The 21,604-nt window shown below is 72.4% G+C and carries 17 protein-coding genes and 2 pseudogenes; 12 read left to right on the top strand and 7 right to left on the bottom strand.

Features of this window, described 5'->3' with window-relative positions; genetic code table 11:
* Positions 1-8: 8 nt before the first annotated feature.
* Positions 9-1,442: a hypothetical protein gene (locus ACH4FH_RS07055; protein WP_398554703.1), complete on the top strand. Its 1,434-nt coding sequence runs from the start codon at positions 9-11 to the stop codon at positions 1,440-1,442.
* Positions 1,443-1,534: 92 nt separating this feature from the next.
* Here ACH4FH_RS07055 and ACH4FH_RS07060 read toward each other — a convergent pair whose 3' ends face one another.
* Positions 1,535-1,804, bottom strand: coding sequence for a hypothetical protein (locus ACH4FH_RS07060; RefSeq protein WP_398554704.1), 270 nt, complete (start codon positions 1,802-1,804; stop codon positions 1,535-1,537).
* 283 nt (positions 1,805-2,087) lie between these two features.
* Positions 2,088-3,281, bottom strand: coding sequence for a serine hydrolase domain-containing protein (locus tag ACH4FH_RS07065; protein ID WP_398554705.1), 1,194 nt, complete (start codon positions 3,279-3,281; stop codon positions 2,088-2,090).
* Between the two features lie 455 nt (positions 3,282-3,736).
* Here ACH4FH_RS07065 and ACH4FH_RS07070 point away from each other — a divergent pair.
* Positions 3,737-4,303, top strand: a pseudogene (locus ACH4FH_RS07070) (cysteine hydrolase family protein); the annotation flags it as partial.
* A gap of 30 nt (positions 4,304-4,333) precedes the next feature.
* On the opposite strand, the pseudogene ACH4FH_RS07075 reads toward ACH4FH_RS07070, so the two are convergent.
* Positions 4,334-4,639, bottom strand: a pseudogene (locus ACH4FH_RS07075) (lipase family protein); the annotation flags it as partial.
* A 244-nt stretch (positions 4,640-4,883) separates the two neighbouring features.
* Here ACH4FH_RS07075 and ACH4FH_RS07080 point away from each other — a divergent pair.
* The 5 genes from ACH4FH_RS07080 to ACH4FH_RS07100 all read left to right on the top strand — a co-directional run bounded on the left by ACH4FH_RS07080 (position 4,884) and on the right by ACH4FH_RS07100 (position 10,078).
* Entirely contained in the window at positions 4,884-5,276 is a 393-nt protein-coding gene (locus ACH4FH_RS07080; RefSeq protein WP_398554706.1) for a hypothetical protein, read from the top strand.
* Between the two features lie 260 nt (positions 5,277-5,536).
* Positions 5,537-6,145: a 2Fe-2S iron-sulfur cluster-binding protein gene (locus tag ACH4FH_RS07085; protein ID WP_398554707.1), complete on the top strand. Its 609-nt coding sequence runs from the start codon at positions 5,537-5,539 to the stop codon at positions 6,143-6,145.
* The gene (locus tag ACH4FH_RS07090) at positions 6,142-7,128 is read left to right on the top strand and encodes an FAD binding domain-containing protein (RefSeq protein WP_398554708.1); all 987 of its coding nucleotides are present in this window, start codon (positions 6,142-6,144) and stop codon (positions 7,126-7,128) included. The genes ACH4FH_RS07085 and ACH4FH_RS07090 overlap by 4 nt, the downstream gene beginning before the upstream one ends.
* A gap of 79 nt (positions 7,129-7,207) precedes the next feature.
* Complete coding sequence (locus ACH4FH_RS07095; protein WP_398554709.1) at positions 7,208-9,346, top strand: xanthine dehydrogenase family protein molybdopterin-binding subunit; 2,139 nt, start codon at positions 7,208-7,210, stop codon at positions 9,344-9,346.
* A 192-nt stretch (positions 9,347-9,538) separates the two neighbouring features.
* Complete coding sequence (locus ACH4FH_RS07100) at positions 9,539-10,078, top strand: ATP-binding protein (RefSeq protein ID WP_398554710.1); 540 nt, start codon at positions 9,539-9,541, stop codon at positions 10,076-10,078.
* 54 nt (positions 10,079-10,132) lie between these two features.
* On the opposite strand, the gene ACH4FH_RS07105 is transcribed toward ACH4FH_RS07100, so the two are convergent.
* Positions 10,133-11,023 (bottom strand): class I SAM-dependent methyltransferase, encoded by an 891-nt coding sequence (locus ACH4FH_RS07105; protein ID WP_398554711.1) that lies wholly within the window; start codon positions 11,021-11,023, stop codon positions 10,133-10,135.
* 130 nt (positions 11,024-11,153) lie between these two features.
* Between ACH4FH_RS07105 and ACH4FH_RS07110 the strand changes: the two genes are divergently transcribed.
* Positions 11,154-11,957 carry a class I SAM-dependent methyltransferase gene (locus ACH4FH_RS07110; RefSeq protein WP_398554712.1) on the top strand — a complete coding sequence of 268 codons (804 nt, stop codon included), beginning with the start codon at positions 11,154-11,156 and terminating at the stop codon, positions 11,955-11,957.
* A 108-nt stretch (positions 11,958-12,065) separates the two neighbouring features.
* On the opposite strand, the gene ACH4FH_RS07115 is transcribed toward ACH4FH_RS07110, so the two are convergent.
* Entirely contained in the window at positions 12,066-12,689 is a 624-nt protein-coding gene (locus tag ACH4FH_RS07115) for a LysE family translocator (protein ID WP_398554713.1), read from the bottom strand.
* Positions 12,690-12,912: 223 nt separating this feature from the next.
* Between ACH4FH_RS07115 and ACH4FH_RS07120 the strand changes: the two genes are divergently transcribed.
* The gene (locus tag ACH4FH_RS07120; protein WP_398554798.1) at positions 12,913-13,659 is read left to right on the top strand and encodes an SOS response-associated peptidase; all 747 of its coding nucleotides are present in this window, start codon (positions 12,913-12,915) and stop codon (positions 13,657-13,659) included.
* 287 nt (positions 13,660-13,946) lie between these two features.
* On the top strand, positions 13,947-16,004 hold the full coding sequence (locus ACH4FH_RS07125; protein WP_398554714.1) for a phosphocholine-specific phospholipase C: 2,058 nt from the start codon (positions 13,947-13,949) through the stop codon (positions 16,002-16,004).
* A 281-nt stretch (positions 16,005-16,285) separates the two neighbouring features.
* Here the strand turns inward: ACH4FH_RS07125 and ACH4FH_RS07130 are convergent, their stop codons facing one another.
* Positions 16,286-16,804 carry an RICIN domain-containing protein gene (locus tag ACH4FH_RS07130; RefSeq protein WP_398554715.1) on the bottom strand — a complete coding sequence of 173 codons (519 nt, stop codon included), beginning with the start codon at positions 16,802-16,804 and terminating at the stop codon, positions 16,286-16,288.
* Positions 16,805-17,194: 390 nt separating this feature from the next.
* Complete coding sequence (locus ACH4FH_RS07135; protein WP_398554716.1) at positions 17,195-18,412, bottom strand: PucR family transcriptional regulator; 1,218 nt, start codon at positions 18,410-18,412, stop codon at positions 17,195-17,197.
* 198 nt (positions 18,413-18,610) lie between these two features.
* Here ACH4FH_RS07135 and lysA point away from each other — a divergent pair, with 198 nt between their 5' ends.
* Positions 18,611-19,927: a diaminopimelate decarboxylase gene (gene lysA, locus ACH4FH_RS07140; protein ID WP_398554717.1), complete on the top strand. Its 1,317-nt coding sequence runs from the start codon at positions 18,611-18,613 to the stop codon at positions 19,925-19,927.
* Between the two features lie 48 nt (positions 19,928-19,975).
* Positions 19,976-21,562 carry an APC family permease gene (locus tag ACH4FH_RS07145; RefSeq protein WP_398554718.1) on the top strand — a complete coding sequence of 529 codons (1,587 nt, stop codon included), beginning with the start codon at positions 19,976-19,978 and terminating at the stop codon, positions 21,560-21,562.
* Positions 21,563-21,604 lie beyond the last annotated feature (42 nt).

A 21,604-nucleotide genomic window follows, 5' to 3' on the forward strand; every position in this document is an offset into this window, starting at 1 on the left:
GTGCCGATGTGACCCCAGATGAACGCACCGTGCGCCGCGCGGACCTGCTCGCCGCCGCGGCCGCCGCCCTGCTCGTCGCGGTCGCCGCGGCCGTCGGCACCGTCATCCAGCACACCAACGGCAGCCTGCACGTCAACTGGCCCCCGCTGTACGCCTCATGGTTCCCCCACCTCGGCCCCGGGACGCCCGCCGCCCTCGCGGTCGCCGCCGCCGTCATCGCCTGCGGGCCCCCACTGGCCGCCCGGCTGACCTGGCGTGCCCTCGTCCCGGCGACCTGGGCGGCGGCGCTGGCCTGGACGCTGTCGCTGGCGCTGATCGACGGCTGGCAGACCGGGGTCGCCGGCCGGCTCACCACGAAATACGAGTACCTGACGGTCATCCGCCGCTTCGACGACCTCGGCCCGGCACTGCGCGACTTCACCACACACATCCTGAACAACGCGCCGGACAACTGGCCTGCCCACGTCGCAGGACACCCGCCCGCGGCCGTCCTCACCTTCGTCGGGCTCGACCGTATCGGTCTGGGCGGCGGGGCCTGGGCCGGCATCTGGTGCCTCACCCTCGGCACCTCCGCGGTGGCCGCGGTCCTCATCGCCCTGCGTGCCCTCACCGACGAGGCGACCGCGCGCCGCGCCGCACCGTTCCTCGTCCTGGCACCGGCCGCGGTCTGGGTCGGCACCTCCGCGGACGGCTACTTCGCCGCCGTCGCCGCCTGGGCCCTCACCCTCCTCGCGCTCGCCGCCACCCGCAGCGGCCCCTCCCGGGTCCCGGCCGCCCTGAGCGCCGGACTGCTCTTCGGCCTGACGTGCTACCTCTCCTACGGCCTCACCCTCATCGCGGTCATCGCCGCCGCGGTGCTCTTGATCACCCGCACCGCCCGCCCGCTGCTGCCGGCGCTCGCCGGGACGCTCGCCGTGGCCACCGCCTTCACCCTCGCGGGCTTCAACTGGTGGGAGGGCTACCGCCTCCTGGTCGAGCGCTACTACCAGGGCGCCGCGTCCGTCCGCCCGTACGCCTACTGGGTCTGGGGCAATCTCGCCTGCACGGTCCTGATCACCGGCCTGGCCACGGCCGCCGGCCTGCGCCACACCCTCGCCGCGGCACCCGCCGCCCTGCGCCCCCTACGGCCGTCCCGCGCGACTGAGGACACCCCACCCGGGCCCCGGTCAAAGATCCCGCCCGGGTTCAGGTTCCGGCCCGTATCCCCGTCCGTATCCGCGTCCGATCGTCTCGTGCTCCTCGTCGTGGCAGCCCTCGCCGCCCTGCTCATCGCCGATCTCTCGGGGATGAGCAAGGCGGAGACCGAACGCATCTGGCTGCCCTTCGCCCTCTGGCTCCTGCCGGCCACCGCCCTGTTGCCGACATCCCGCCACCGCCACTGGCTGACCGCCCAGGCGGTCATGGCGCTGCTCGTCAACCACCTGCTGTATACGGGCTGGTAGAGCCGCCATGGCACCGACGGCCGCCCCGGATCAGCCGAACCGGTCTCCGCGGCCCGCGCCGCGCCGCGTCCCCTCCCCGCTCGGCCGCCTGCTCACATCGGTGTGTACATCGGGCCGATGTACGGCCGGGCCGCCCGCACCCGGCTCGGGTGCAGGATCCGGATCGGGCCGCCGTTGCAGGACGGGCAGGCGGCCCGGGTCAGCGGTGACGAGACCTTGACGCCGCGGACGAAGTAGTCGACGCGCTGCCGACCGGAAAGATCGGCGGAGTGCCGGATCTCGTAGTCCTCATCCCACCCGTGCCCGCAGTGCAGGCAGACGAACCCGTACGCCTCGTGCACCGTCTCGGTGTCCTTGCCCATGGTCACCACGCCCTCTCGCGGCCCGTCGTGCCTCTCGCGCCGGGTCCGGCTTTGTGCCGCACCTTCCAGTATCGCGCTCGGTGGGCGATATGGGCAGTGCGAAGGTGAGGGAGGCAACGAGGGGGCGTGTGCGCGAGCCGGGGTGGGACGGGGCGGGGCACGGGGAACGGGGGAGCAAGCCGAGCACGTCACGTATCGGCTGGTCCGGGGCCCGCCCCGAGGCGTGCCAGGGCGGCACGGTCGTCAGCCGTCGGCTCGCCCCGTCCCCGGGGCGGCGTCGCGATCAGCCGGCAGCTCGTTCCAGGGCCGCGTACACCGCAGTGACCAGGCCCCGATTGCGGGGGTCGTCGCCCGAGGTCCCGCCGCCGTACCTGTTCATCGTGTACGCGAAGGACAGCCGGTTCTCCGGGTCCGCGAAGGCGTAGGAGCCGCCCGCGCCGCCGTGACCGAAGGCCAGCGGGTTGGGGCCGGCCTGCCCTTCTCGGTTGAGCATGTAGCCCAGGCCCCAGTGGTGCTCGCGGCCGGCCGGCGCGAGCGCGTCGAGGGCCAGATCCCGCTCGCCGGAACGGCTCTGCGACCTGCGCATCTCCTCCAGCGTCCCCGGCCCCACCAGCTGTCCGCACGCCAGCGCCCCGTACACCGTCGCCAGGCCGAGCGCCGAGGCGTGGGCGTTGCCCGCGGGAATCTCGGCCGAACGATAGGCCGCACTGTTGACGTCACCGGTCGGGATGTACGTCAGAGCCAGCATGACGACGGCGAGCGGATGGTCGGCGATGCTGTGGAACGGAGGCTCGGGAACTCCGGGGAAGCGCTCGGCGATCCGCGCTTCGTCCAGCTGACCGACCATCTCCGCGCACCGCGCGTGCTCCTCGGCCGGCGTGCCGATGAACACCCGCGCTCCGAGCGGCTCGGTGATCTCGCTGCGCAGGAACGTGCCGAGGGACTGCCCGGTGATCCGGCGGACGACCTCGCCCACGAGGTATCCGAACGTCACCGCGTGATATGCCTGCGCCGTACCCGGCTCCCACCACGGACGGGTGGCCGCGAGCCGGCCGCACACGTCCTCCCAGTCGTAGGCGTGCCGTACGGTCAGCGGCTCGCGGGGGGCGATCAGGCCGGCGCGGTGGCTGAGCAGCCAGCGCACGGGCACATCCCGTTTTCCGGCCTGTGCGAACTCCGGCCAGTAGTGGGCCACCGGTGCGTCGAGGTCCAACTCGCCCCGGTCCACCAGTAGATGGGCGCACAGTGCGGTCATCCCCTTGGACGTCGAGTAGACGTTCACGAGGGTGTCGCGCTCCCACGCCCGCGTCATGGCCCGGTCCGCGTGACCGCCCCACAGGTCGACGACCGGCTCGCCGTCGACCGTCACCGCCACCGAGGCACCGATATCTCCGTGCTCGCTGAAATTCCGCTCGAAGGCAGCACGGACACCCTCGAAGCCCGGCGCGCAGCGGCCATCCACGACGGCTCGTTCCACGGTGTCTCCTTCGCCTCGTCCCTCGTCCCTCGTGCGACTGCCCTGGCGGGCCCCGCCCCGTGCGGTCATCCCCACACAGCCGTTACGGCACGGCTGTCCCTACGCGGCTGCCCCTGTGCGACTGGCCCTGCACGGCATTCCCTGCGCGGCTGTCCCCGGGCGGTCACCTCCACGCAGCTGTCTCCCCACAGTCTCCGCAAGGTCCGTCTCCCCGCAGCCCTCTCCGCGCCGCGGTCTTGCATGCGATCCGCAAGGTGGCCTGCCCAGATCGATGCCCGTGGCAACCATGTGGCAACCATGAGTTCCGTCCGGCTCGCCGCGACGGGTCCGCCGGGCGATGGCGGCAGCGAGTGGAAGTGCCCGCACTGCCCGCGGGCCGGGCCCAGGGGCAGCCTTGGCCGGATCTCGCCGTATGCCGGATCGCGGGGGCTTACTCCGCAGGCACGATGGTCCGTATGACCCAGCACGCGAGCCGGCCTGTCGAGGCCCTCCTCGTCATCGATGTCCAGACGGCCTTCTTCGCAGGCCGCGAAGCGGTCCCCGACGGGGAGCGGGTGCTCGACCGCAGCCGGGATCTGATCGCCCGGGCGCGTACCGCCGGAGCACTCGTCGTCCACCTGCAGAACGACGGCCCGCCCGGAGCCGTGGACGAGCCGGGCACGCCGGGCTGGGAACTCCATCTGCCCGTACGGTCAGGCGGCCCGCGCGAGGCTGTGGTCCGCAAGACGGACGACGACGGCTTTGGCGGCACGCCGCTGGGCGACCTGCTCACGGGCGCGGGGGTGCGGTCGCTGGCCGTCTGCGGTGTGCTGTCCGAGATGTGCGTCAGCGCGACCGCCCGTACCGCTCTGGAACGCGGCTATCGGGTGGTCCTGCCGCACGACGGGCACGCCACCTATGACATTCCCGCGGCGCCGGGCATCAGCGAGAAGGTCCCGGCCGCGATGTCCTCCCGGGCGGCGGAGTGGGCCCTCGGCGACAGCGTCGAAATCCTGCCCCACGCCGCCGACGTCACCTTCACCGCCCCACCCGACGCCCTGCGGGTCGACGCTGACCTGCGGCCAGATCGATTCCAGCGCCTCGCCGAAGCCGTAGTGCACGAACCCCTTGCTGCTGGGCCCGGGCACGGGCGGCGTGGCGGCATCGGACAGCCAGTCCTTCGCCTGTACCGGCTCCGTCCCCCGGAAGGCGGTAATGATCATGTTGTCACCGCCGATGGTGTACGCCTGGGTGTCCTCCAGCGGGAACGGAGGCCGGAACCGGGTGTGGTGATGGCGGACCCGGCCGAAGCTCCACTCCTCGGCCGTGGCCTCGATGGTGTGCTCGTCCTTGTAGGCGAATTCGGCGGCGCGGGCCATGCACAGGGCGTGGCCCAGGCTGTAGCGAGGGCGCGGTGATCGATGAAGGCGCTGGACACAGGGGCCTCCCGAGTGGAGAACGGCAACGGACAGTTACCAAGTCGCTCGCATCACTACACACAGTAATCGCGAATGTGGGAAGTGGTCGCCGCGTCCGTTCAAACCACTCGTTCGAGCCTCCGGTCGCACACACCGGGCAGGGAGGCGAGCCTGGAAGCGTCGGCTCCCAGAGGAAGGCCCCACAGTGAACAGCGCGAATCAGGTGTCACTCACGGAACATCAACATCCATCGGCCGAGGTCTTGGTGGAGGTCACCGGCTGCGACACGGCAGACGCGCACGCCGTCTTCAGCGCGTTGCGCACGTCCTTCGACTCCGACCGCGCCGCGGACGATGTGCCGCAGGAGATGGCGGGGCCGGGCGCGACGGTGTGGACCGCGACCTTCGACGTCACCGATCTGCGAGCCGAGGCCGAGCCCCGGTCGTTGACCGCCCCGGTGACGGTCAGCCTGCAGGGCGGCTACTGGGCGGTGGCCCGTCTGCGCGAGGCTCTGGCCGCCCCGTTCGCGGTGCAGGTGGAGGGCAGCGTCGCCGGCGACCAGGAGCAGGAGGTGCAACTGCGGCTGGAGAGCCGCTGACGCGAAGTGGTGTCGCCCTGGCATGCCCTCCGCCCTGCCGCCCGCGCAGTCCCGCCGCCCGCGCAGCCACACGGCCATCGCGGCCGCCCGCCCCCCTTCAGGCCGCCCGCCCGGCAGGCCGCCCCACCAGGGGACGTGTGCACGGCCCGGTCCGGCCCGGCGCGGTGCGCACGCGCCCCCCCCCCGTCGCCGACGCGCGGTGCCAGTCGTCTCCTGGTAGGCAGGAGGCATCCGGTTCACGATCGGAAAGGCGCGAGCGAGTGGAGTCCACCCACCCTCCGGCGGATGCCGGCGGACCGCAGTCGGCGCACGACGAGCGCTCCGAGCTGGTCCTGCACGTCAACGGAAAGCCGCACACCCTGACCCTGGACCATCGCACCACGGTCCTGGACGCTCTCCGCGAGCAGCTCGATCTGACGGGCGCCAAGAAGGGCTGCGACCAAGGCCAGTGCGGTGCGTGCACGGTCCTCGTCGACGGGCGGCGCATGAAGAGCTGCCTCCTGCTGGCGGTGGCCCAGCAGGGGCGGCACCTCACCACCGTCGAGGGCCTCGCCGACGGGGAGCGGCTCCATCCGCTGCAGGACGCGTTCGTGGAGCGGGACGCCCTGCAGTGCGGCTACTGCACACCGGGGCAGATCTGTTCGGCCGTGGGTGTGCTGGCGGAGGCGGCGGACGGTTTTCCGTCGCACGTCACCCCGCGGACCGCGGAATCGGGGGCGCCGATGGCACTCACTCCGGAGGAGATCCGGGAGCGGATGAGCGGGAACCTGTGCCGGTGCGGCGCCTACCCCCGCATCGTCGAAGCGGTCGCGGATGTCGCGGGCGGCCCGGCCGGGGCTGCCGCGGCCGGCGGGGGAGTGGCGTCGTGAAGCCGTTCGGGTATGTGCGGGCCGAGAGCGTCGAGGAGGCCGTACGGGCCGGAGCCGGGCACCCCGGCGCCCACTTCCTCGGCGGCGGCACGAATCTCGTCGATCTGATGAAGCTCGGGGTGGAGAACCCGCGGCTGCTCATCGACGTGACCGGGCTGCCGCTCGACCGCATCGAGGCGTTGCCGGACGGCGGACTGCGGATCGGGGCGATGGTCCGCAACAGCGATCTCGCCGCGGCCGCCGCGGTGCGCGACCGCTACCCCGTCCTGTCCCAGGCGCTGCTGGCCGGGGCCTCGGGGCAGCTGCGGAACGCCGCGACCACCGGAGGGAATCTGCTCCAGCGGACCCGCTGCGTGTACTTCCAGGACATCTCCAAGCCCTGCAACAAGCGCGCGCCGGGCACCGGTTGCCCCGCACGCGAGGGCGAGCACCGGGACCTCGCCGTCATGGGCCACTCCGCGCACTGCGTCGCCACCCAGCCGTCGGACATGGCGGTTGCCCTGGCCGCCCTCGACGCCACCATTCACCTGCACGGCCCCGAGGGCGAGCGCCGGGTTCCGGTGACGGACTTCCACCGGCTGCCCGGCGACAGCCCCGAACGGGACACCGTGATCCGGCCCGGCGAGCTGATCACCGCCGTCGAGCTGCCGCCGCACCGCCCCGACGCGCACTCGCGCTATCGCAAGGCCCGCGACCGGGCCTCGTTCGCCTTCGCCCTGGTCTCCGTGGGCGCCGTGCTCGACGTGCGCGACGGCGTCGTCCGGCACGTTGCGCTGGCGTTCGGCGGGCTCGCGCACCGCCCCTGGCGGGCCCACGCCGCCGAGGAGGTGCTGCAGGGCGCGCCGGCCACCCCCGACACCTTCGCCCGCGCCGCCGATACCGAACTCGCCGCCGCCCGGCCGCTGCGCGAGAACGGCTTCAAGGTCACCCTGGCCCGCAATCTGGCGGTCGGCGTGCTGACCGACCTGGCCGCCCGCGCGTGACCGGTACCCGTACCGGCATCCGCCGCTCCCTCCTCCCACGGACGACGACAGACGGAACCCGACCACAAGGACGCGCGCCATGAGCCATGCCCCGTTCCCGCTCAGCACCTCCCCGCACCCGCTGGGCGCACCGCTCGTCCGCCGTGAAGGCCGGGAGAAGGTCACCGGTGCCGCCCGTTACGCGGCCGAGCACACCCCGCCGGACTGCGCCTACGCCTGGCCGGTGCCCGCGACCGTCGCGCGGGGCCGGCTCACCGACATCGACACCGGCGCCGCCCTCGCGCTGCCCGGAGTGCGCGCGGTGCTGACGCACAAGAACGCACCCCGCCTCGAACCGTCCGACGACCCGACCCTGGCGGTGCTCCAGGACGACCGCGTCCCGCACCGCGGCTGGTACGTCGCGCTCGCGGTCGCCGACAGTCTCGAAGCGGCACGGGACGCCGCCGAGGCGGTGCGGTGCACCTACGAGACCGACTCCCACGACGTCCGTGTCACCGCCGACCACCCCGGCCTCTACACACCGGAAACGGCCAACGGCGGCCACCCCGGCCTCCGTGAACGCGGCGATTTCGCCGGGGCGTTCGCCGCCGCGCCCGTCACCGTCGACGCGACGTACCACCTCGCGCCCCTGCACAACCACCCCATGGAACCGCACGCCGCCACCGCCCGATGGACGGACGGACACCTCACCGTCCACGACTCCAGCCAGGGCTCCACCAAGGTGCGGGACGACCTCGCCACCCTCTTCGGGCTCGACAAGCACGAGGTCACCGTCATCTCCGAGCACGTCGGCGGCGGTTTCGGCTCCAAGGGCACGCCCCGCCCCCAGGTCGTCCTTGCCGCGATGGCCGCCCGGCACACCGGACGCCCCGTCAAACTCTCCCTGCCGCGCCGCCACATGTCCGCGACCGTCGGGCACCGGGCGCCCACCGTCCAGCGCGTCCGCATCGGCGCCTCCGCCGACGGCGTCATCACCGCCCTCGCGCACGAGGTGGCCACCCACACCTCCACGCTCAAGGAATTCGTCGAGCAGGCCGCCGTCCCGGCCCGCGTCATGTACACCTCGCCGAACAGCCGCACCGAGCACCGCGTCGTGCCGCTCGACGTGCCGAGTCCGTCGTGGATGCGCGCACCCGGCGAGGCCCCCGGCATGTACGCCCTGGAGTCCGCCGTCGACGAACTCGCCGTCCTCCTGGACATCGACCCCGTCGAACTGCGGGTGCGCAACGAACCGGAGACCGAACCGGACAGCGGCCGCGCCTTCAGCAGCCGGCACCTCGTCGACTGCCTGCGGGAGGGCGCCGAGCGCTTCGGCTGGCTCGCCAGGGACCGGCGCCCCGCCGTACGCCGGGAGGGCGACCTCCTGGTGGGCAGCGGGGTCGCCTCGGCGACCTACCCCGTCCTCATCAGCGGTTCCGACGCGGAGGCACACGCCGCCGCCGACGGCGGCTATCGCGTCCGTGTGAACGCCACCGACATCGGCACCGGCGCCCGCACCGTGCTCGTGCAGATCGCCGCCGCCGCGCTCGGCACCTCCGAGGACCGGGTACGCATCGAGATCGGCAGCAGCGACCTACCGACCGCGCCGCTGGCCGGCGGCTCCGCGGGCAGCGGCTCCTGGGGCTGGGCCGTCCACAAGGCGTCCACGGCACTGGCGGAGCGGCTGCGCGAGCACCAGGGGCCGCTCCCCGCCGAGGGGGTGACGGTCCGTGCGGACACCCGGCAGGAAGCGTCCGAGAAGGGCCCGTACGCCCGTCATTCCTTCGGCGCCCACTTCGCCGAGGTCCAGGTCGACACCGCCACCGGCGAGATCCGGGTACGTCGTTTGCTCGGGGTGTTCGCGGCCGGCCGGATCCTCAACTCCCGCACCGCGCGCTCCCAGTTCATCGGCGGGATGACCATGGGCCTCGGGATGGCGCTGATGGAGGGCAGCCCGCTGGACCCCGCCTTCGGTGACTTCGCGGCGACCGACCTGGCCTCCTACCACGTACCGGCCTGCGCCGACGTCCCCCTGATCGAGGCGCACTGGCTCGACGAGGACGACCCGCACCTCAACCCCATGGGCAGCAAGGGCATCGGCGAGATCGGCACCGTCGGTTCTGCGGCGGCCATCGGCAACGCCGTATGGCACGCGACCGGCGTACGCCTGCGCGACCTCCCCCTCACCCCCGACAAGCTGCTGCCGCACCTGCCCGAGCTGCCCCGCCCGTCGAAGTGACCGAGGCCGGTGCGGACGGCGCGTCCACGGACGGCCTACGACATCCCCCGGCGGCCCAGGATCTGTTGCGGACCGGCGATACCCGGGCCACGATGTCAATGACCCATACGTGTAAAAATGCTCACTCTTCGTATTCGGGGTTCGTTGTGGCAACGAGGTGAAGTACGTGAGCCTCGCGGTGAGGAGCCACGAATGACACTGGCCTGCGACCGTCGCTACACGGTCGGATTGCACGCTTCGGCGGAGCGTGTCCCGCAGATCCGGCGCATCGTGGCCGCGCACCTGCGCTATTGGCGCCTCGACCTGCACATCGCGTCCGTCTGCCTGGGGGTGACGGAACTCCTGACGAACGTGCACCGCCACCTCGGCCCGGACGCACGGTGCGTTGTCGAAATCCGCTGGTCCGGTCGCCACCTCACGGCCTCGGTGGCCGACGAGGGCCCTCCGCTGCCTCGGCTGGAGAGCGCCGGCGGCGGACTCTCGGCGGTCGCCGCTCTGAGCGACAGCTGGGGCACCTGCGCCACCGCGGACGGCAAAGTCGTCTGGTTCACCCGGCGTGTGGAAGCGGCCCGCGAGACCCCGTTGACAGCCCACGCGCCGCTGCGCAGCGTGCCCGACGCCAAGGGGCAGCCCGCCGCGCCGCCCGCACAGCCGGTCGAGCCGCGGCCCGATGGCGCCCTCGCCGCCCCGCCGGCCCCCGCACCCACGGCGTCGCTCGCCGAGGCCGTCTGACGACACCTCAAGCCGTCCCGGCCCGTACGCAACGTCCCGGGGAGTGCCCCTCCTTCAGGGCCGCCTGGCCGTCACCAACCACGCCGCGCCGCCGAGCATCACACCCTCCGGGCCCTGGTGCTCGGCCAGGGCCTCCCGAAGTGCGGCCAGTGCCTGGGCCTTCTCCCGGCTCTCGCCCTCGGGGAACATCGACCGTGCCATCGGCAGTCCCAGCTGATAGGAGATGACGTCCTCGGGGTCGGCGCCCATCCGCATCGGCTCATCCACGGGCCCGATCGCGATCTCGTCGTAGCCGGCGCCCGTCAATACCTCCCGGATACGGTCGGCGTCCGCGAGCGAGAAGGGGCCCGGGGCGCCCGGCTCCCCGAAGTCCGGCACCGGCAGGTACGGCGCGACGGCGGCGAACGGCACGTTCAGGAACGCGTTCTCCGCCAGCGCGCGCCAGCACAGGAACGCCAGCCTGCCGCCGGACCGCAGCCCGCCGGCGATATTGCCGAACGCGGCCGCGGGATCGGCGAAGAACATCACCCCGAAGCGGCTCAGCGCGCAGTCGAACCCGCCCCTCGCGAAGCGGTGGACCTGCGCGTCCGCCTTCTCATAGGTCACCTGGCGCCACCCGTCCGCCGCCGCCCGCCGCCGGGCCACCTCCAGCAGCGGACCGGACAGATCAACGCCGAGCACCGCACCATCGGAGGCGACGCGGGCCGCCTCGGTCGTCGTCTCCCCGCCCCCGCACCCGATGTCCAGCACCCGGCTGCTGGCCCCGAGCGGCAGTGCCGCCAACAGGTGCGGCGTGAAATGGCGGAGCATCGCATCGTGGCGCGCCGCCTCCTGGGCCCAGTAGCGCCCGTCGTCGCCGTTCCACGCCTGCGCCTGTTCCGCGTTGCCCGCCGCGACGCCGTCGGCCGACCCCGCCGCGTCGCTTCCGTCCGCACTCCGCACCATGACGATCTCCCTTGCCGCTCGACGCGCGCCGAAGGCGGAGGTGCCCGCCTCACACGCCATGTATATGCCGGATGCCCGGTACGCGGGATCCCCTGCCCGCCCCACGTCCGTCCGCTGTCAGAATCGCCACATGGGTGATCACGAGGCCGACCGCGGATACTTGCTGGACAACAGGCAGTCGGAGGCGGGTATCCGCTTCGGCGCCCTCGCCGAGCTTTTCGACCCGGTGACGTTCCGGCACGTCGACCGGCTCGGAATCGGTGCCGGCATGCGGTGCTGGGAGGTCGGCGCCGGTGGTCCCTCGGTGCCCCTCGGGCTGGCCGAGCGAGTCGCCCCGACAGGCACGGTCGTCGCCACCGACATCGACGTGTCCTGGACCCGGGACATCGCCGGTGGCGTGATCGAAGTGCTGTCCCACGACGTGGCGGCCGATCCTCCGCCGCCCGGAAGCTTCGACCTCGTGCACGCCCGGCTGCTCCTGGTGCATGTCGCGGACCGCGCCGAGGCCCTGCGCCGGATGGTCCAGGCGCTGCGGCCCGGCGGCTGGCTGCTCCTGGAGGACGCCGACCCCGGGCTGCAGCCGCTGCTGTGCCCGGACGAGTCCGGTCCCGAGCAGCGGCTCGCCAACCGGTTGCGGTCCGGCTTCCGCACCCTGATGGCGGCGCGCGGCGCGGACCTCGCGTACGGGCGGACCCTGCCCCGAGTGCTACGCGAGGCCGGCCTCGACGAGGTGCAGGCCGACGCGTACTTCCCGATCACCTCGCCGGCGTGTGCCGTGCTCGAGGACGCGACGGTGCGGCAGATCCGCCATCATTTGATCGAGCAAGGGCTCGCCACCGGCGAGGAGATCGACCGTCACCTGGCGAACGTCGCCACCGGTCGGCTCGACCTCGCCACCGCTCCGATGATCTCCGCATGGGGACGCCGCCCGTAGCCCTGCCCGACTGCCCGACTTCCCGGCCGTCGTTACAGGCCCGTACGCGGATCCGCCCACTCCTGATGAACTTCCCGGGGTGGGCGAGCAGGCGGGATATGCGGGCACTCAGCGGTCGGCGAGAGCCAGCTGGACGCCGAGGCCCACGAAGGCGACCGCGAAGGTGCGCCGCATCCAGGCCAGCACCTTCGGCCGGGTGATGATGTGGTCGCGTACGGCTGCCGCGAAGGCGCCGTAGACGACGAAGACGACGAACGTCATGATCATGAAAACGGCCGAGAGCTGGAGCATCCGCGGCAGCGTGCCGGCGCCGGTGGCGGGGACGAACTGGGGCAGGAACGCCAGGAAGAACATGGACAGCTTCGGGTTGAGGAAGTTGATCAGAATGGCCGTTCCCGTGACCCCGGCCGCGGACCTGTCCTTCTTCGTGCTCTCTCCCTCGGTGTCGATCTTCATCGCGCCCTTCTCCTTCAGCGTCTGCCAGGCGAGGTGGAGGAGGTAGGCGACGCCCGCCCACTTGAAACTCTCGAAGGCCAGAGCGCTCGTGTGCAGGATGGCGGCAAGGCCCGCGATCGCCGCCGCCATGTGCGGGACGATGCCGAGGGTGCAACCGAACGCCGCCACCACCGACATACGCAGTCCACGCGTCAGCCCCGTGGCCACGGTGTACACGGCACCGGTTCCGGGGGAGACGACGATGATGAACGCGGTGATCAGAAACTCAACACTCATGCAGGGCCGCTCCTTTGGCTCCCTTGGTGACCGACTCACCCACTTTGCCAGGAGCCCGTATTCCGCGAACCGCATTCCCGGGACGGGCCGGTGGCAGGAGCCGGGAGGCGACAGGGCGTGTGAGTGTGCCGGTGTGAGGTCAGGTGCCCGCCTTCGCGCCGCACGGCAGGCGGCGGGCGTGGGTGCCCGCACCAGCCGCCGACGGCGTGGCAATGTGGACGCCATGTGCGGCCGATACGTCTCCACCCGCAGTCCGCAGGATCTGGTCAACCTGTTCGACGTCACACGCTGGGACCCCGCTCAAGCGTTGGACCCGAGCTGGAACGTCGCCCCGACCGACGACGTGTGGTCGGTGCTGGAACGCGTCGAGCGCGACACCGGCGAGATCACCCGGCAGCTCCGGCAGCTGCGCTGGGGCCTGGTGCCGTCCTGGGCGAAGAGCCTGAGCACCGGACCGAAAATGATCAACGCCAGGGTGGAGACCGTCACGGAGAAGCCCGCCTACCGCCGGGCGTTCGCCAAGCGCCGGTGCCTGCTGCCGGCCGACGGCTTCTACGAGTGGCAGACCGTCGCGGCGACCAGGACCACCAAGAGCCGCAAGCAGCCGTACTTCATCAGCCCCGAGGACGGCCAGGCGATGGCGCTCGCCGGGCTGTACGAGTTCTGGCGCGACCCGGCCGCCCCCGACGACGCCCCGGGAGCGTGGCGGACGACCTGCACGATCATCACGACCGAGGCCACCGACGCCGCCGGACGCGTCCACCCCCGCATGCCGCTGGCCATCGCCCCCGACGACTGGAGCGCCTGGCTCGACCCCGCCCACGAGGACGCCGGGGAGCTCCGCGCCCTGCTGACCGCACCTGCCGCCGGCCACCTGGACGCCCGAGCCGTGCCCACCACGGTCAACAACGTGCGCAACAACGGCCCCCACCTCCTGGACGAGGTCACCGAAGACCCATCCGACGCCTGAGGGCGACGGGCCGGCGTCAGGTCGTACCCGGCCCTCTCCCGGCGCTCTCTCCTGGCTACGTACGAGACGCAGACATCCGTCCGGCGTGCCGCGCCGGCGCCCGCTTTCCCGGCCAGGGTGTTCGTCCTCCGTACGGCCGTCGGTCAGATGCGGGACACCACCTCTTCCCTGGCACTCGTTCCTCTTGGAACACTGCGTGCGACCTGTGTTTCCCACACCACCGCACACGACCGCACAGAACGATCCACCCTTCCGTGAACTCCCCACACCCCAGAGGTTCCAGACTCATGCCAGAACTGAATCGGCGGCGCTTTCTCCAGATCGCCGGTGCGACCGCGGGCTTCTCGGCCCTGTCGAGCAGCATCACCCGTGCCGCGGCCATCCCCGCCGCACGCCGCGCGGGCTCCATCAAGGACGTCGAGCACGTCGTCGTGCTGATGCAGGAGAACCGTTCCTTCGACCACTACTTCGGCGCGCTCAAGGGCGTACGCGGCTTCGGCGACCCGCGCCCGGCGACCCTTCCCAGCGGGAAGCCGGTCTGGCACCAGCCGGACGGGAACAAGGAAGTGCTGCCCTACCACCCGGACGCCGAGAACCTGGGCATGCAGTTCATCGAGGGCCTCAACCACGACTGGGCCGGCGGCCACAAGGCATGGAACAACGGCAAGTACGACCAGTGGATCCCCGCGAAGTCCGCCGGCACGATGGCCCATCTGACCCGCCAGGACATCCCGTTCCACTACGCGCTCGCCGACGCGTTCACCGTGTGCGACGCCTACCACTGCTCGCTGATCGGGGCCACCGACCCCAACCGCTACTACATGTTCTCGGGCCACACGGGCAACGACGGCAAGGGCGGCGGGCCGGTCCTCGGCAACGAGGAGGCCGGATACGGCTGGACGACCTATCCGGAGCGGCTGGAGCAGGCAGGCATATCCTGGAAGCTCTACCAGGACATCGGCGACGGCCTCGACGCGGCCGGCAAGTGGGGCTGGATCGAGGACGCCTACCGCGGCAACTACGGCGACAACTCGCTGCTGTACTTCAACGCCTACCGCAACGCCAAGCCCGGCGACCCGCTGTACGACAAGGCCCGCACCGGCACCAACGCCAAGCAGGGCGAGGGCTACTTCGACGCCCTCAAGGCCGATGTGAAGGCGGGCAAGCTCCCGCAGATCTCCTGGATCGCCGCCCCCGAGGCGTTCTCCGAACACCCCAACTGGCCAGCGAACTACGGCGCTTGGTACGTCTCCCAGGTGCTCGACGCGCTCACCTCCAACCCCGACGTGTGGAGCAGGACCGCGCTGTTCATCACCTACGACGAGAACGACGGCTACTTCGACCACGTCACCCCGCCGTTCCCGCCGGCCTCCGCCTCCCAGGGCCTGTCCACCGTCGACACCACGCTCGACCACTTCCCGGGCAACGCGGGCTACGCCGCCGGGCCCTACGGCCTCGGCCAGCGCGTTCCCATGCTCGTCGTCTCCCCCTGGAGCACCGGCGGCTACGTCTGCTCGGAGACCTTCGACCACACCTCCATCATCCGGTTCATGGAACGCCGCTTCGGTGTGCAGGAGCCGAACATCTCGCCCTGGCGGCGCGCCATCTGCGGCGACCTCACCTCGGCCTTCGACTTCGGCCTGGAGGACACCGAGCCGGTCTCGCTGCCCGACACCGACGCCTACGAGCCGCCGGACAAGGAGCGGCACGACAGCTATGTGCCGAAGCCGCCGGCCAACCCCGTCCTGCCCAAGCAGGAGGCGGGCTCCCGGCCCGCGCGCCCGCTGCCGTACGCGCCGTGGGCCGACGGCAGCGCCACGCCCTCCACGGGGCGCTACACCCTGACCTTCAGTGGCGGCGAGGCGGCCGGGGCGTGCTTCACCGTCACCGCCGGGAACCGTACGGACGGGCCGTGGACGTACACCACGGAGGCCGGAAAGAAGATCTCCGACACCTGGAACACCTCGTATTCCAAGGACGTGTACGACCTGTCGGTCTTCGGGCCGAACGGGTTCCTGCGGACCTTCAAGGGATCCGGAACGAGTGTGGGCCCGGAGGTGACCGCCCGGCACGACGCGGCCACCGGCGGCATCGTCCTCACCCTGACCAACCCGGGCAGCGCCGACTGCCGCCTCACCGTCACCAACGGCTACGGGGGTGCGAGCGAGACGCTCACGGTCCGCGCCGGGGCGACCGTCCGGCATGCGGTCGACCTCAGCGCCGGCAAGCGCTGGTACGACCTGAAGGTGGTGTCCGACAAGGACGCCGGCTACCTTCGCCGCTTCGCCGGCCACGTCGAGAACAGCCGGCCGGGAGTCAGCGACCCGGCCATCCTCACCGGCTGAACCGGATGAACCGGCTGAACCCGGCCGATAGTTGGGTTGGTTGAGCCGTCTGCGGGCCGGGAACGGGGTGCGCGCCGACCTCGCGTGCATCCCGTTCCGCGCCGTGGTCGGCGTGGTGTTGTCACGGCGCACGGGCCGTCCGGCCTATGGGGGTGGCCGCAGCGCGCGAGCGCGTCGGCCCGTCCGGCTGACAAACCCGAGCGGGGCCGTGACGAGCTGACCGGCCCGGGGCGCGTGGCGCCCGGGCCGGGTGGGGGGTCGCGATAGCAAGTGATGGGTGGTCAGATCGCGGTGATGGACCACCAGTTCTTTGCCACGTCGCTGTCCGGTTCGAGGACCACGACCTCGCCGAGCGCGTTGCCGTAATACGGCGTCATGACCTGCCGCGACGAGAGTGACGTGATCTTGTACTGGTTGTCGTACGGTCGCTGCTCGATCAGCCACTGGAACTCGTAGCTGATGTTGCACGCGCCCTGGGTCACATACGTCTTGCCCGCGTACGGGCCGCCCGGTTTGAGGCACTTGCCGGTCTTGGTGTTGCGGATGAGGTAGGAGCCGCCGACGTTCTCGAATCGCCACTGGTCGCCGCCGAGGGTGGCGGCGGGATTCCAGGCGTACATGAAGATGCCGTCGGCGGAGCTGCCGCCGTACCCCTGGGGGAGCAGGCTGCCGCCGGTGGCGTTGTTGAGAATGCGGTAGGCCGGGTATTCGGCCGCGCTCGCCGAACCGACGGTGATCCCGCCGAGCAGGGCGGCGAGCATGCCGAGAACCAGAACCAGCCGACTGAGGGCGCGTTGCATGAAAGACCTCTCTCTTGAGCTCTCGTGCCGTCTCGCGTTGCTGCGTGCGCGTGTGCCGGACCTGCCTGCCCGAATCACCAGCGGTATCCGCTCACCAGTGGCATTCGCGCACTTACGGAACGTAGCGAAGGTGTAACGGTTCGCCTGCTTTGCGGCTGGTCTTTCATACGATCAGGTGTCTTGTGATGTCTTAAACGATGGGGACGGTCCAGGCGGGCGCACAACGGCGTGACGGCGGTCGGGTCGGGGGCGGCGTCCGTCCGGTGAGCGCCACTTGAGTGATGGCTCTGCCCCCAAGGGGCCGAAAGCCGTCGCCGCGTCTGTCCGCGGTGGCCGGTTAGCGGGGGAGGGGAGCGGCCGATCGCGCCGTGCGCCCCCTGCTGCCCACACCTACTCCTCGTCTGCCAGCCGCAGTTGCAGCCAGCACGAGAGCCGGACGTCTGGTTCGTCGAGATCGAGCCCGAACAGCTCACGGGCGCGGCGCAGCCGGTACTTGAGGGTGTTGGGGTGGACGGTAAGCCGCCGGGCGGCCTCCCCGACATTGCCCACCGCGTCGAGCCAGGCGACGACCGACGCCGCGTAATCCGTGTGGCGGCTGCGGTCATGGGCGCGCATCGCCTCGATGCCGGGGTGGCGCAGCCGGGGCCGTCGGGCCAGCTCATCGGCGCAGTGGAGCAGCAGGACGCGGGCGTGCACATCGGTGAGCGCCGCGACTGCCGGGGCGTCCGGGGACGCGGTCGTGACGCGAAGGATGTCGGCCACCTCGGCGCGCAGCTCCGGCAGTTCGGCCGGATCGTCGGCGGGACGGCTGACGGCGGCGCGCAGCGGCGTCTCCAGGGTGCGGCTCAGGGCGGCGACGGCCTGTTCGCCGAGGCGGCGGGCCTCGGCGGGGCCGGCCTGCGGCAGAAGCACATGGACGGTGCGGCCGACGGTGGCCACCGCCGCCTCGTGGTGGACTGCGGCCCAGTGCCGGGCGGCCGCGGCCGCGAGCCGGACCACCGCGGGGCCGGTCCGGTCCACGCCGTACGCCGCGGGCGCGAAGCCGAGGAGCGTCAGCTGCGACCGCTCCGCGAGGCCCAGCTGGAAGCGGATCTCCTGCGGGGTGCCCTCGCCGCGCAGCGCGGCGCGCAGGGTGTCCTCCCGGGCCCGCAGGTCCAGTTCGGCCGAGCTGCGCCGCCGCAACATGTGCAGCGCCGCGAGCCGCGCGGCGTCCAGGAGCGCCCGGTCACCCGACGCGTCGAGGAGGCCCTCCCCCTCGATCGCCCAGATCGTGCCGAGCGGCAGATCGCCCGCCCGGACGGCCGCTGCCGCGCGCGGCAGCTCGTCGGGGGAGAGGACCGGCAGCCGTACCACTCCGGGGGCACCGAGGACCTCGCGGTACTGACGCTGCTGCTCGGGCTCGTCGGGGACCCGCCGCTCCAGAATGCCGCGCCGGCGCAGTTCGTCGATCCGCTGGCCCGGTATCGAGGAGTACGCCAGCACCCGGTGATCGAGGTCCTCGATCGCGACCGAGCCCCCGATGACCGCCGCCACGGCGTTGGCCAGCGCGAACAGCTCCTCGCTCGTGCCGCCGAGGTCCGGCGGGTTTGGCGAATCCGTCATCTCCATGGCCGGACCCTAGGCGATCGCGCCAACGACGAGGAGGGGCGGGGCCTCCAGCATGGTCCCGAGCGCCCCCAGTGGCGGCCGCCCCGCACCGGCCGCCCGCGAGGGGCGCCAGGCGCAGCCACGCCCCGGGCAGCGGCACGCCGCCCGCGTGACGCGCCGCCGGCACACGTCATCCACCCGACCCGAGGAGATCGCCCCATGGCCCCCCGCACCACCACGTCTCCCGCCCGGCCCTCCGCCGATGCGCTGCTCGGGCTGTTCCCGCCCGGCACCACCGCCCCCGACGGGACGCTCCGCATCGGCGGCTGCCCGGTGACCGAGCTGGCGGAGCGCCACGGCACCCCCGCGCTCCTGATCGACGAGGCGGCGCTGCGGGCGCGCGCCCGCCGCTACGCCGACGGGCTGGCCACCCGCCGGCCGAACGCGGCGGTGAGCTTCGCCTCCAAGGCCTTCCCCTGCACCGCCGTCTACCGGCTGCTGGCCGAGGAAGGGCTCGGCGTCGACGTCGCGAGCGGCGGCGAGCTGGCCCTCGCCCTGGCCGGCGGCACCGACCCGGCCAAGCTGATCGTGCACGGCAACGCCAAGACCGACGCCTACCTCCGGGCGGCCGTCGAGGCGGGCGCCGGGCTCGTCGTCATCGACAACTTCGACGACATCGACCGCTTGGAGCGCATTCTCGCCGGCACCCCCGGCCGCGAGCAGGCCGTCCTCGTCCGGGTCACGCCCGACGTACGGCCCGACACCCACGAGGCGATATCCACCGGCCAGCGCGGCGCGAAGTTCGGCCTGCTGCTGCCCGAGGCCCGCGCCGCCATCGCCCGGTTGCGCGGCAGCGACCGGCTGCGCCTGGACGGTCTGCACGTGCACATCGGCTCGCAGATCCTCGACACCGAGCCGTTCGTCCGGGCCGTGGCGGCGGTCGCGGAACTCGGTGAGTTCGCCGTGTACGACCTCGGCGGCGGGCTCGGCGCCCGCTACACGTACGCGGACCACCCGCCGAGCGTCGAGGAGTATCTCGACGCGCTGACCTCCGCGGCCGCCGGACTGCTGCCCGACCGCGCGCGGGTGATCATCGAGCCCGGCCGGTCCCTGGTCGCGGAGGCGGGCGTCTCGCTCTACCGCGTCGTGACGGTCAAGCGTGCCGACGGCGAGACCTTCGTCGCGGTGGACGGCGGAATGGGCGACAACCTCGAAGTCTCTCTGTACGGGCAGCGGTTCGAAGCCGCCGTCGCCACCCGCGTGGTCGGCGGCAGCGACCCGCACGGCGGCGAACTGTGCCGGCTCGTAGGCCGACACTGCGAATCCGGCGACGTGCTCAGCGCCGGGGTGTACCTGGACGACCCGCGGCCCGGCGACCTCATCGCCGTCCCGGCCACCGGCGCCTACACCTACGCCCTCGCCAACAACTACAACGCCGCCCGCCGCCCGCCCGTCGTCTTCTGCCGCGACGGCCGCTCCCGCCCCGTCGTCCGCCGGGAAACCTACGCCGACCTGATGCGCCGCGACCTGCCCTGACGGCACCCCGCCCCCGCCCGCCTGCCCGCTCCCCGGAATGAGACCGCCTTGCGCCCCGAACCCGGCACCACACCCGGCTCCCCGCCCGGCGGCACCGCCCGCCCGGCCGCCGCCACCGATGCCCCGCCCACGGCACCGGCGCCGCCACTGCGCCGTCAACTCCTGCGCCGCAAACCGGTGGCGGCATTCCTCGCGGACGCCGAGGCATCGGCCGAGGGCGGGGGGCTGCGCCGCACCGTGGGCACCTTCCAGCTCACCATGATCGGCATCGGCGCGACCATCGGCACCGGCATCTTCTTCGCCCTCGACGCGGCCGTCCCCGAGGCCGGTCCCGCCGTCACCGTCTCCTTCGTCATCGCCGCCGTCGCGGCAGCCCTCACCGCCCTCTGCTACGCCGAACTGGCCTCCGCGGTACCGGTTTCCGGCTCCGCGTACTCCTACGCCTACGCGACACTCGGCGAGTTCGCGGCCTGTGCGGTCGGCTGGTGCCTGCTGCTGGAGTACGCGGTCTCCGGCGCGGCCATCGCGGTCAGCTGGGGCCAGTACCTCAACGATCTGACCCAGCGCCTCTTCGGCGTCCAGATGCCGGAAGCCCTGTCCGCGCCGCCCGGCGCGGGCGGATACCTCAATGTGCCCGGCGCCGTACTGGTCCTGCTGTGCGGGCTCCTGCTGGTGCGCGGCGCCAGGGAGTCGGCGCTGGTCAACACCGTGATGGTGCTGCTCAAGCTTGCCGTGCTCGCCCTCTTCGTCACGCTGGGCCTGACCGGCTTCGACAGCGCCCACCTCCATCCCTTCGCCCCGATGGGTGTGGCCGGCATCGGCGCGGCCGCCTCCACGGTCTTCTTCTCCTTCATCGGGCTCGACGCCGTCTCCACCGCGGGCGAGGAGGTCCGCGACCCCCGCCGTACGCTGCCGCGGGCCATCATCCTGGCGCTGCTCGTGGTCACCACGGTCTACGTCCTGGTGGCGCTGGTGGGGGTCGGGGCACAGCCGTGGACCGCGTTCGCGGGCCAGGAGGCGGGCCTGTCGGCGATCCTCGCGCGGGTCACCGGGGCGGGCTGGCCGGGAGCGCTGCTCTCGGCGGGCGCGGTGCTCTCCATCGTCAGCGTCACCCTGGTGGTGCTCTACGGCCAGACCCGCATCCTGTTCTCGATGGGCCGCGACGGCATGCTGCCGGCCGTGTTCCACCGTGTCGACCGCCGGACCGGCACGCCGGTGGCGGGCACCCTGATCGTCAGCGGATTCGTGGCGCTGACGGCCGCGGTGTTCCCGCTGGACGTCCTGGCGGACCTGACCAGCCTGGGCACACTGGTCGCGTTCGCCGTCGTGTCGGTGGGCGTGATCGTGCTGCGCCGCACCGCGCCGGACCTCCCCCGGGGTTTCCGTGTCCCCGGATACCCCGTGGTGCCCGTGCTGTCGGTGGCGTTCTGCGGCTATCTGCTCCACGGGCTGCCGGCGGCCACCTACCTGCTGTTCGCCGGCTGGCTCGCCGCGGCCCTCGTGGTGTACGTCCTCTACGGTCGGCACCACTCGCGGCTCCGGCTGCAACCGCCCGCGCCGGACGGCGAACCGGCGGTGCCCGGCGAACCGGCGGTGCCCGGCGCCCGGGGCGGCGCGGACGAGCGGCGCCCCTGAGCCGAAGGAGACACCGGCGGCCGGTGTGGTGTCTCACGGCCC

It is taken from the genome of Streptomyces sp. NPDC017993, assembly GCF_044328065.1.
GTDB lineage: Bacteria > Actinomycetota > Actinomycetes > Streptomycetales > Streptomycetaceae > Streptomyces.